This window comes from Clostridium bowmanii (genome assembly GCF_018861315.1).
GTDB lineage: Bacteria > Bacillota > Clostridia > Clostridiales > Clostridiaceae > Clostridium_AD > Clostridium_AD bowmanii.
In genome coordinates, this window is sequence record NZ_JAHLDL010000004.1 from 26,679 (window position 1) to 39,129 (window position 12,451).

10 protein-coding genes are annotated in these 12,451 nt (G+C 30.7%); 6 read left to right on the top strand and 4 right to left on the bottom strand.

The features are described from left to right. Window positions 1–87: 87 nt before the first annotated feature. A complete protein-coding gene (locus KPL51_RS03645) occupies window positions 88–1,752 on the bottom strand; it encodes a SulP family inorganic anion transporter (RefSeq protein ID WP_216157516.1) in 1,665 nt (554 codons plus the stop codon). Between the two features lie 368 nt (window positions 1,753–2,120). Here KPL51_RS03645 and KPL51_RS03650 point away from each other — a divergent pair, with 368 nt between their 5' ends. From KPL51_RS03650 to KPL51_RS03665, 4 genes are all read left to right on the top strand, one after another. Then, complete coding sequence (locus KPL51_RS03650) at window positions 2,121–3,131, top strand: MarR family transcriptional regulator (protein WP_216157519.1); 1,011 nt, start codon at window positions 2,121–2,123, stop codon at window positions 3,129–3,131. 268 nt (window positions 3,132–3,399) lie between these two features. After that, entirely contained in the window at window positions 3,400–3,969 is a 570-nt protein-coding gene (locus KPL51_RS03655; protein WP_216157521.1) for a LemA family protein, read from the top strand. A gap of 10 nt (window positions 3,970–3,979) precedes the next feature. Beyond that, window positions 3,980–4,855 carry a TPM domain-containing protein gene (locus KPL51_RS03660; RefSeq protein ID WP_224853697.1) on the top strand — a complete coding sequence of 292 codons (876 nt, stop codon included), beginning with the start codon at window positions 3,980–3,982 and terminating at the stop codon, window positions 4,853–4,855. A 313-nt stretch (window positions 4,856–5,168) separates the two neighbouring features. Then, window positions 5,169–6,110, top strand: coding sequence for an ROK family protein (locus KPL51_RS03665; protein ID WP_216157524.1), 942 nt, complete (start codon window positions 5,169–5,171; stop codon window positions 6,108–6,110). A gap of 43 nt (window positions 6,111–6,153) precedes the next feature. Here KPL51_RS03665 and KPL51_RS03670 read toward each other — a convergent pair whose 3' ends face one another. Further along, on the bottom strand, window positions 6,154–6,765 hold the full coding sequence (locus KPL51_RS03670; RefSeq protein WP_216157527.1) for a DUF4230 domain-containing protein: 612 nt from the start codon (window positions 6,763–6,765) through the stop codon (window positions 6,154–6,156). A gap of 250 nt (window positions 6,766–7,015) precedes the next feature. Between KPL51_RS03670 and glgP the strand changes: the two genes are divergently transcribed. Further along, on the top strand, window positions 7,016–8,635 hold the full coding sequence (gene glgP / locus KPL51_RS03675; RefSeq protein ID WP_216157530.1) for an alpha-glucan family phosphorylase: 1,620 nt from the start codon (window positions 7,016–7,018) through the stop codon (window positions 8,633–8,635). Window positions 8,636–9,104: 469 nt separating this feature from the next. Here glgP and KPL51_RS03680 read toward each other — a convergent pair whose 3' ends face one another. Beyond that, window positions 9,105–10,133, bottom strand: coding sequence for a branched-chain amino acid aminotransferase (locus KPL51_RS03680; protein WP_216157533.1), 1,029 nt, complete (start codon window positions 10,131–10,133; stop codon window positions 9,105–9,107). 268 nt (window positions 10,134–10,401) lie between these two features. Then, window positions 10,402–11,040: a RusA family crossover junction endodeoxyribonuclease gene (locus KPL51_RS03685; RefSeq protein ID WP_216157536.1), complete on the bottom strand. Its 639-nt coding sequence runs from the start codon at window positions 11,038–11,040 to the stop codon at window positions 10,402–10,404. Window positions 11,041–11,425: 385 nt separating this feature from the next. On the opposite strand from KPL51_RS03685, the gene tsaD reads away from it, so the two are divergent. Continuing rightward, entirely contained in the window at window positions 11,426–12,448 is a 1,023-nt protein-coding gene (gene tsaD / locus KPL51_RS03690; protein WP_216157539.1) for a tRNA (adenosine(37)-N6)-threonylcarbamoyltransferase complex transferase subunit TsaD, read from the top strand. Window positions 12,449–12,451: the final 3 nt, after the last annotated feature.

Genomic DNA, 12,451 nt, shown 5'->3' on the forward strand with positions numbered 1-12,451 from the left:
GTGTCTTTTGAATAGAAAATATTGGGTTTAAATAGTAAAAGCACACTAGCTTTATATGCCAATGTACTTTTACTATTTTGCAGAGCTTTATGCCTTTACTACTGCATTTGGCTTTTCAAGTAAGATATTAGCTCTTTCAATAGCTTCATCAAGGTTACTACATATGTTTGCTTCGCCTAATTTATCTATAAATCCATAGTTACAAAGAACTGTAGTAGGCTGTTCTTGAAGATTTAATATTATTAATTGAGTTCGGTGTTTTTTACAAATACCATAAAGCATTTCTAACGCATGGTATCCTGTAGCATCCATAGCGGGAACATTGGACATTTTTACAATTAAGATTTTAGTAGGAATACCTATTTCTTTAATTGCATGCATAAATTTGTCTGCTGCACCGAAAAAGAAAGGACCATTAATTTCATATAGTGATACATTTTCTGGAGTTTTTATGCTGTCAATAAGCTCAATCTGGTCTAAATCCTCATGTTCATCAAGAATATACCGAACATCAGAAACATCAGCCATTCTTTTCATGAATAACAATGAGGCAAGAAGTAGGCCTACTCCAATTGCAATTACAAGATCAAAGAAAATTGTGAGTGAAAAAGTTACCAGTAATACTAAGGCATCACTTTTAGGAGCTTTAAATATTTTTTGAAAAGACTCCCATTCGCCCATATTGTAAGATACTATAATTAGTACAGCAGCTAAAGATGACATAGGTACAAGCTTTACATAAGGCATGCATACTAAAAGTATTACCAATAGAGCTAATGCATGAACTATACCAGCAATAGGAGTTCTACCACCGTTTTTTACATTAGCTGCAGTTCTTGCTATGGCACCAGTTACCGGAATACCACCCACAAGACCAGAACAAATATTAGCCATACCTTGAGCCACAAGTTCCATGTTAGAACGATGTGAACCACCAATCATACCATCAGCTACTACTGCAGATAAAAGCGATTCAATTGAACCTAAAATTGCAATTGTTAGGGCTGGGAGCATTAGCTGTTTTATCATAGCAAAAGAAGTATGAGGAAGAGAAATGGTAGGCAACGCGCTTGAAATATCTCCAAAACGACTTCCAATTGTTTCTATATTTAAATTAAATAGGAGAGTTATTACGGTGGTGAATACTATTGCAATAAGTGTTCCTGGAATTCTTTTATTTATTTTAGGCCAAAATACGATTATTAAGAGTGAAACAATACCGACACCCATACTTTGTAAATTTAAAGTGCTAAAACTATTAAAATAAGCAGCCCATTTAGGAATGAAGGCTGAAGGTACGACTTTCATGTTTAGCCCAAAGAAGTCTTTAATTTGTGTGGAAAAAATAATAATAGCGATACCACTTGTAAATCCAGTTGTGATAGGATATGGAATGAACTTTAGCATACCACCAAATTTTAGAAGGCCCATTATTATAAGAAAGATACCTGCCATTATTGTAGATACAATTAGGCCATCAATGCCAAATTTTTCAACAATACCAAATACAATAACTACAAAGGCTCCAGTGGGACCTCCGATTTGAACTCGACTTCCTCCCAGTAAAGAGACTATAAAGCCGCCAACAATGGCTGTATAAATTCCTTTTTCAGGAGAGACGCCTGAAGCTATGGCAAGTGCTATAGCTAAAGGTAAAGCAATAATTGCAACAATAATTCCAGCAATAAAATCTTTAATAAATTGATCTTTTGAATAGTCTTTCATACAGGTAACCAGTTTTGGTACGAACATATTTTCACTCCTCTATTTAATTAGTATTCGAATATTGAAAATTAAATAAATTTTTCAAGTATTATTTTACTTGAAAAATATATTATTCTTAATATTATTTTATTTTAAACCCATTGACTTTGATTATTTTTCTGAAAAGTAAAAGCAAGATAGATTATATATAATATTTGATACTACATAATATATTTAATAATATCACATTTCAAGGAGAAAAACAATTTAGAATTTTTGCTTTTTAATAAGGTAAAATCCTTTTGTTGATTTGATATAATATTATTGGTACAATCTATTGCAGGATAGAGGGATAGTAAAAATAATAATTCACACAAACGTTAATTAATATTTAAAGATATGTAAGGGGATATTTTATGGAACAAGATGAGTATTTATTTAATGTATATTCGCTATATAATTTAGCAAGATATGCTTTTTTGAAAATTGAATCTAATTATTCGAGGATGGTTGAAACTTCAGGAATAACACTGCCACAACTTAGGGTCCTTTGGATTATAAAAGTTTATCCGGGGACTTCACTTAGCAACATTGCTAGGATAGGATGCTGGACTTCGCCTACAGTTAGTAATATGATTAAAATTTTAATGAATAAAAAATTGATATATAACGAAGAAACTATTAATAAAAAGGTATATAAATTTCAATTAACACAAATGGGTAACTGGTTAATCTATATAAATAAACAAGACAAGAATAAAAAATTCTATCTTATTGACTTAATAGGTTTATTTTCACATAGTGAATTAGATTTTATTATTGCTATTTTTACTGGAATTATAATAAAAGAAGAGAAAAATTTTATTTTTGACTATATCGAGAAGATTAATGAAATGAATTTAAAAGTTGATTTTAAGGATTTTGATATAAATACAATTAGTATTATAAAAAAAACAATTAGTGTGTATAATCTTTTAAGAACATTCATATTAACTGTTAATGATACTCACAGAGAACCACTTAAGGAGTTTAATGTCACCTATCCTCAAATTAGAGCTTTATGGATAATTGCTGCATTCCCAGGCATTACTTCAAGTGAATTAAGTGAAATTAGCTTTTGGTCACCTTCTACGGTTCATGTAATAGTAAAAAATTTAAATAATAAGCATTTTATTCATAAAGAAAAAGCTTCTATTAAAAATGCTCATTATTTAGACATAACGCAGCAAGGAGAAACTCTGGTAATAGAAGACTATAAGAAAAATCAAAAGACACTATTAATCTTTCAAGAATTAAAAGACATAAGTTTCGGAGAAATTTTAAATTTAAATTCTCTTTTAATGAGAATGAATATTACATTGGGAAATTACAAAACGGAAGAATATATTAAAAGAACTTTTAATATTATTAAAAGAAAAGCATTGTAATATTGGTATTTTCAAAAGTGATTATGATTTTTGTAATCACTTTTTATATTTTTTGCTATTATGCTTCCTATAAAAATAAAAGCCTGCATATGAAATATATTAAAAATATATTTATCTTATAATACATAATTAATAAGAAAAAATAGCAAATTAGTATAGTATACAATTAAAATTCATAACTTATTGTATAATGAATTTTTTTGACATAGTTAAATGTGCTAAATAATTAATCAATATATATTCCATAAAATAGAAAGGTGGTAATGAGATGACTAAAACGTTAAGAACCATTGCAATTGTTGTAGCAGTAATTCTGGTAATAACCATGCCTATTATTGGAGGATATAATAAGATGGTGAGTTTAGAACAAAAGGTAAAGGTAGCGGAAGGAAACATAGATACTCAATTGCAGAGAAGGTCAGAGTTAATTCCAAATTTGGTAGAAACAGTGAAGGGTTATGCATCTCAAGAAAAAGATATTTTTATAAAAATAGCCGAAGCAAGGGCTAAACTAGGAGGAGCCCAAACGGTAGGGGACAAAGCACAAGCGGATAGCGAACTTGGCAGTGCACTTTCAAGGCTTTTAGTAGTTGTAGAAAAGTATCCGGATTTGAAATCTAGTCAGAATTTTAGGGATTTAACTGTTGCTCTAGAAGGTACAGAAAATAGAATAGGTATAGCGAGGCTGGATTATAATAAAAGTGTTGATAACTTTAACACTACCATTAAAAAATTCCCTGGCAGTATTATAGCAGGTATTTTCAGATTCCAAGAAAAAGCATATTATAAAGCTAGTGAATCTGCTAAAGAATTACCAAAGGTTGACTTTAGCAAATAGGAGTTAAATTATGAAAAACTATTTAGTAAAATCATTGAAAAATAATTACAAAATTCATTGGATTATAGATACAAGACATAAGATTAAAATTAGAAATCTTATGTTGACTATGATAAGTACATTTTTATTAAGTGGAATATTAGCTATGACGTTTGTGAATGCAGAGCCTAAATTTCCTGTGGCTACAGAGTTAAAATATGTTAATGATTATGTTAAAGTGATTGATAATGAATCTGCACAATATATCTTGTCAGTAGGTAAGGAACTAGAAAATAAAACTGGAGCGCAGGCTACTGTTGTGGTCATAGCTTCGCTACAAGGTGAATCTATAGAATCGTATGCTAATGGCCTTTTTAGAAACTGGGGTATAGGGCAAAAGGATAAAAACAATGGGTTATTAATTCTATTGTCAATGCAAGAAAAAAGATGGAGAGTAGAAGTAGGTACGGGCCTTGAAGGCGCTATTACGGATATATATTCTGCAAGTGTTATGAATGATTTTGCAGTCCCAAAGTTTAAACAGAATCAATACGGTCAGGGACTTAGGGCAGCGTATTCAATCATTTCCGATAGTATAGCTAAAGAATATAAGGTGAAATTAGATAAGAATATTAATGTTCCAAAATACAATGAAAATGTTCGAAATTCAAGTGCACCAAAAAAAGGTAATGGATTTTTATTAATAGGTTTAATCCTATTAATCTTTCTTGACTTTATTCTTAATAGAGGAAGAGTAACTAGATTTATTATTACAGTGCTATTTTGGAGCTCAATAGGTAGACGAGGTGGAAGAAATGGTGGTGGGTTTGGAGGCGGTTCGGGTGGCGGATCTGGAGGCTTTGGAGGAGGCTCGTCAAGTGGAGGAGGATCCTCTGGCGGGTGGTAATAAATTGATTTAGTAGAATATATTAAAAATCACATAAATTATTGTATTATATTACAGTTTTAATTTTATGAAATTAAAAGTATAATATTAATAAGGCACATTAGATAGAAAAACTTAATGACTTGTTATTTATTTGAATGTGCTCTCTAGGACCCCTACTAGGAGAATTAAATATTAAAAGCAGAAAAACAATTTATTTTCTGCTTTTAATATTTGCAAATTTATATTAAGATATATTTAAAAGATGGACTAGCATTATGACTAGTTATTTTTTTTGAAGTTTGCAATTAGCGGTGAGAGGATAGGTGGAATTATGCGTATAGGGATTGATTTAGGTGGAACTAATATAGTAGTAGGTATAGTTACAAATGAAGGGAAGATACTAATTAAAAAAAGTACACCAACATTAGTTACAAGAGGAGCAGCAATAATAATAGATGATATGGTCAAGTTAATATATAAGACATTAGATGTGTCCCATATTTCTATGGAGGACATTGAACTTATTGGTATTGGGGTTCCGGGACTTGTTGACTATAAAAGTGGATTAATAAAAGAATGTGTAAATCTAGGTTGGGGAAATGTAGATATATGTACAATACTTAAAGAAAAAACAGGTAAAAAAATTTTTATAGATAATGATGCAAATGCTGCGGCTGGTGCAGAATTTCTTTTTGGAACAATGAAAAATCATTTAAACTCAGTTTTTTTAACTTTGGGGACTGGTGTAGGTGGAGGAATAATTTTAAATGGTAAACTACATAGAGGAATAAATGGATCAGGAGCAGAAATAGGACACATGATAGTAGGAGAAAATTTTTATGATTGTGCCTGCGGTAATAATGGTTGCCTTGAAACTTTTACTTCTGCTACAGCATTAATTAAATTTGCTAAAAAATTGATAAAGGAAGATCCTCAGGATACATTAATACTCAAAAACACTGTCTTTGATGAAATTGATGCTAAAATAATTTTTGACTGTGCAAAACAAGGAGATAAATTGGCTAATTTAGTTGTAGAAAGATTTGTTAAATATTTTGCTATAGGAATCTGTAATATAGTAAATATTTTAGATGTATCGATGATAGGTATTGGCGGTGGAGTTTCTGCAGCTGGGGAATTTTTCATGGAATTACTAATAAGCGATATAAAAAAATATAAATTGTTTAAAGAAATACCGGTTTGTTACATAAAAATTGCAGATTTAGGAAATGATGCAGGTATTATTGGAGCAGCCATGTTAGATATACTATAAGCTTAAGCATGTTTCAGGAGGAGGGTTTCCTTCTGAAATTATTTTAATCTAAAATTATTGTTATATTTTTAAAACCCATATCCAATAAAATACCTTGTAAAAGTAATTTACAATTAGTGTCAGCCATATCTAAAAATCCTGTTTTAATTAAATCAGCCTCAACCTTGTATTTTTCATTACTGATTTCATTTATCATATCTTGCATACTAAGCTTATTAAACATTGAGGATTTCTCATCATAAACAAATAAGTCACCATTATTTATTACATGATCTAGAATTTTAGACTTTTTCAAAGTGATAGTAACACTTTCTTTGTTAACTACAACATTTAAATCTTTCAAATCTACTCCAGCTTTAATATAGCCACTGTATTTTATTAAAAAAGATTTTTCTGTAAATGGAATAGAGAAATCTTTGAAAGTTTTACTGTTTTTTAGAGAAATTATATTTGAATAGTTATATTTTATGGTGGAAAGCTCAGATATTTTGGATAATCTTTCTGCAATGATTGTAGTATTTATAACTTTATCATTTTTAAAATTGTTTATGGTGGAATAAATAATTATTGCCCAGATAGTTGAGCATATGAGTACAATTACAAAGACTAGTTTGTTTTTGTGTTTTATATGGTTACAGACTGATTTTAGATGCATATTAAAACAACTCCTTATAATATTAAATAAAGTAAAATCAAATAATTATAGAAACATGGTATTATATTATATGGGAGTCCATGACGTTTCAGAAGGTAAGTGATTTACTTTTATAAAAAGTATAATATTTGATGGAAGTACTATAAAGAAAAATATTTCGTGCAAACGGTTGCACAAATGAAAAAAATTATGTATAATAATTATAAAACTTAAAGATAAAATAAACGAAAAATATAGGAGGGGAAATTTAATGGATATTAACAATCTTCCAAGAGTTGCTTATTTTTGTATGGAGTATGGGCTCAATTCAGATTTTAAGGCTTATGCAGGTGGACTAGGAATACTTGCAGGTGATCATTTAAAAGGAGCTAAAGATTTAAATCTTCCACTGGTGGGAATAGGTCTTAAGTGGAAACAAGGATATACAGAACAACTTATAGATAAAAATGGGAAAGCATATGATACATATCATAATTATACTTATAATTTTTTAAAAGATACAGGGGTAAAAGTAACTGTTAAAATTAGAAATTTAGATGTAATATGTAAGGTTTGGAAATTAGATGAATTTGGAAACAATCCATTGTACCTTTTAGATACTGATATACCAGAAAATGGTGATACTTGGATAACAGGTCAATTGTATGGATGGTTTGGAGAAGAACGAATAGCTCAAGAAATAGTGTTGGGCATAGGTGGAGTAAAAGCATTAAGAGCTTTGGATATCCCTATAGATGTATACCATTTCAACGAAGGTCATGCAGCACTAGCGGCTACAGAGCTTATAAAAGAAAAAATGCAATCAGGATTTAGCTTTGAAGAGTCTTGGAATAAAACCCGCGAAGAGGTAGTATTTACAACTCATACGCCAATAGTTGAAGGAAATGAATCTCATGATGTTTCTAAATTAGAATATATGGGAGCATTTAATGGATTAACTAGAGAGCAAATGATTAGATTTGGTGGAGAACCATTTAATATGACGGTAGCAGGACTTAGACTTTCAAGGAAGTCCAATGCAGTAGCGCAGCTTCACAAGTTAACTGCGAATAAAATGTGGAAAACTGTTGCTGGAAGGTCTGTTATTATTGGTATAACTAATGGAATTCATAAACCAACTTGGGTAGATCGTCGAATTACTGAGGCTTATGAAAACAATGGAGACCTATGGGTGACCCACCAAACTGTTAAAAAGGAATTAATAGCATTTATTAAAGAAAGAACAAATGTTGAGCTGGATGCAGATAAGTTACTTATTGGATTTTCAAGAAGAGCTGCACCATATAAGAGAAGTGATTTGATATTTACAAATGAAGAAATTATTTCTCCACTGCTTAAAAGTGGAAAAGTTCAAATAGTATTTTCAGGAAAAGCCCATCCACTTGATGATACAGGAAAAGAAATAGTAGCTAAGCTTGTAAGAATGATGAAAAAATATCCAAACAGTGTAGTATTTTTAGAAAACTATGACATGAATATAGGAAGAATGCTAACTAGGGGATCAGATATTTGGTTAAATAATCCTAGGAGACCATTAGAAGCTAGTGGAACTTCAGGAATGAAAGCTGCAATGAATGGTGTGCTTAACTGCTCTATTCTAGATGGCTGGTGGCCAGAGGCTTGCAATGACGATGTGAATGGATGGCAGTTTGGAGATGCAGTAGGTCTTGATGATTTATCTCCTGTAGAATTAGATAAGCATGATACGCAGGCACTTTATGATACTCTAATAAATAGAGTTATGACTACTTATTATGGTAATAGAGAAAAATGGGTAGAGATGATGAAGGAAAGCATTAAAACTACAAGCTATGAATTCTCAGTTGAGAGAATGCTTGATGAATATTATAATAAAATGTATATAAAATAATAGAAAAAGCCATGAGAAATCAAGGCTCCGCTATGCTTACTAGTGTAAGCGCGTTTATATTAATATTTTTTCCTGGCTCAGTTATGAGACTTCTTACAAATGATACGGAAATAATTAAAATGGGGGTAATATATCTAATAGTAATGGGAATTGTTTAACTTCCCCAAAATATTGCAGGAGTTTTTAATGGGGCTTTAAGAGGGGCAGGATATATTAAGGTACCAATGATTGTAGCCGGTGTTGGAATTTGGGTAATAAGAATTCCCTTATCACTACTTTTAACATTTAAATTTAATATGAGTATAAATGCTATATGGGTAGATATGGGTTTAGACTTAGTAGTGAGATTTATATTGAGTTTCACCTTATATAAAACAAGAGATATTTATAATAATGAATTGGGTTTTCAGGATATATAAATAAAAGGCTTACCAATTTTGTACTGGTAAACCTTTTATTATATGAATTATTATTTTACTTCTACAAGCCATCCTTCTGGAGCTTCTACTTCTCCAAATTGGATGCCATAAAGAGTATCATAAAGTTTTTTTATAACTGGACCTACTTCTGTCTCACTGTGGAAAACATGGAGCTCATTATTATATGCTATTCCACCAATAGGAGTTATTACAGCAGCAGTTCCACATGCACCTGCTTCTTTAAAGTCACTAAGATTATTTATTGGAACATCTCTTTCCTGGACTTCAAGTTTTAAATATTCTTTTGCAATATGCATTAGTGAATATTTAGTTATACTAGGAAGTATTGATGGTGATTTTGGAGTTACAAATACATTATCATTTGTAATTCCAAAGAAGTTTGCAGCACCGACTTCTTCAATTTTGGTATGAGTTGCAGGATCAAGATAAATGCAATCTGCAAATCCTTTTTCTACAGCATTGGTATGAGCAAGAAGACTTGCAGCATAGTTACCACCAACTTTTGCAGCTCCTGTTCCATGAGGTGCAGCTCTATCGAATTCTTCTGCAATCATAAAGTTTACAGGGGCCATTCCGCCTTTGAAGTAAGGACCTACAGGACAACAGAATATGCTAAATAAAAATTCTGGGGCCGATCTTACTCCAAGATTGTCTCCAATACCTATGACATAAGGTCTAAGATAAAGAGTTGCACCAGTTCCATAGGGCGGAACAAAGGATTCGTTTGCTTTAACAACTTGTACACATGCATCAACAAATTTTTCAATAGGAATTTCAGGCATAAGAATACGTTTACAACTTTTTCTAATACGTTTAGCATTTTCATCAGGTCTGAACAATTGAATTTTACCAGATCTTGTACGATAAGCTTTTAAACCTTCAAAACATTGTTGCCCATAGTGAAGAGCAGTTGAAGCTTCACTTATAGTAATATTGTTATCTTCAACTAGTTTTCCATCATCCCATTTTCCATCTTTCCATTTTGAAACATAACGTAAATCTGTCTTCGTATAAGTAAAACCTAATTTACTCCAATCGATGTTAGCATTTATGCTCATATGAACCTCCCTAATATGTAGTTTCTTTAATTAGAACATTTTTATAACAGTATTATAACATATAATATGGACATGTTATATTATAATAAGTATTTTAATAAATTAAGTTCAGAATACTTTTAAAATGAATAAAAAGTTGCATTAATAAATAAAAATTTTTATTTATTAATGCAACTCTCTATTTAGTGTTAAATATATTAAGGGATACTACTTTAATCTTTCAGGACTATTTTTTTATCTTTCCTCAAATTTAATGGAGTGACTGTCTTTAAAATAATTTTTTGAAACATTTTTTACATAATATAGTTTTGCCTTTGTTGGCAGAAATACAGTTATCTTTTAATACTGATTTTTTACATACCTCACATATAAAAGCTGAAGAATTACTATTAGAAACCACTGAACTTGATTTATTTGTTTTAGAACCTATGGTATTTTTTTTATTTGAAGGTGGGTCATAATTAATAGGTTGCTGCTTTTCTGTTTTTTCTACAATCCCATAATTCATAGCATAGGTACTTTCACCAAAAAGTTCCAGTTCAAATCTGGGATTCTCTGTATCATAAAATTCCTCGATAATAAGTCTAGTGATCTGGGCATCATTTACTATAAGACCACTTTTCTCTATACCATCGAAAATACTTTTTGTTATGTTGTTTGTATCAGGATGTCTTTTTATACTTTTATAATATACCTTTAAAACAGCAATAAGCGATTCTGTTAAAAAAATATTGGAATTTTGGATTCTACATTGATAAGCAATTTCTTCTTCATATAAAGCATATCTATCATGGTACTTACCGGAATTATAAGGTAAAATAGCTCTGCCATTCATGTTAAAAAGCTTAAAATTAGATTTTGAAATAGGTGAGCCTTTTATTATGACTTTTGCGTAGGTGTTACTCATATTTTCCCCCCAGGATCTACTTGTTATATTTTTCTGATGCATTAATTGAATTTTTTATGATACAATCACATACGCAATTATATCATAGAAAAAGAAAAAATATTATTATATGTACCTTAGTAAACTTAAATAAGTAGACGCAATTAAATAAATGAGTGCACTTGAATAAGCATATACCTTTTAAAAATACATATAAAAATACATATAAAAATACATATAAAAATTTGATATGCTAAAGTTAATAAAGTATAATTAATTTGTATTATTAACGCAACTCTTAAATATTAACTTTCTTAAAAGATAACTTTTTTAAATTAAACATTTTTAGAATGTTTTTATAAATAATAAAAGTAATTATAAACTATATTAAAGGTGGGTAAAAACAATGGAAAAGCAGATTAAAATACTTGCAATCGAATCAAGCTGTGATGAGACAGCAGCTGCAGTGGTAGTTAATGGTCGCCAGATTCTATCAAACATAATTGCATCACAGATAGATATACATGAAAAATTTGGAGGTGTTGTTCCGGAAGTGGCTTCTAGAAAACATATAGAAGCAATAAGTGCTGTAGTTCAAGAAGCATTAGATGAAGCTAAAGTGACATTAAAGGATATAGATGCAATTGGAGTAACTTATGGACCGGGGCTCGTAGGAGCATTACTGGTAGGAGTTCAATATGCTAAGGGCCTTGCATATGCAACTAATAAACCCTTAATTGGAGTTAATCATATAGAAGGTCATATAAGTGCCAATTTTATTCAATATAAGGAGCTTGAACCACCATTTGTATGTTTGGTAGCTTCAGGTGGTCATACTTTTATTGTATATATGAAGGATCACGGTGATTTTGAGGTCATGGGACAAACTAGAGATGATGCTGCGGGAGAAGCTTTTGATAAGGTAGCCCGCGCTATCGGACTTGGTTACCCTGGTGGACCTAAAATAGATAAGATATCAAAAGAGGGCAATGCTGATGCTATAAAGTTTCCAAGAGCTAATTTTCATGATAATACTTTAGATTTTTCTTTTAGTGGAGTTAAATCTTCTGTGCTAAATTACTTAAATAAGATGAATATGAAAAATGAAAAGATTAGTGTACCTGATGTGGCAGCATCTTTTCAAAAGGCTGTAGTTGATGTTCTGGTCCATAATGCTTTAGATGCATGTGCAATAAAAGGGGTACACAAAATAGCAATAGCAGGTGGTGTAGCATCAAATTCTTGCCTTAGAGATACAATGATAAAACAAGGACAAAAGAAAGATATAAAAGTTTTGTTTCCAGAAATGATACTTTGCACTGATAATGCAGCCATGATTGGTAGTGCAGCATATTTTGAATTGATTAAAGGGAGAGTTTCGGGTCTAAAACTTAATGCAATACCCAACTTAAAACTTGGAGAAAGATAGGAT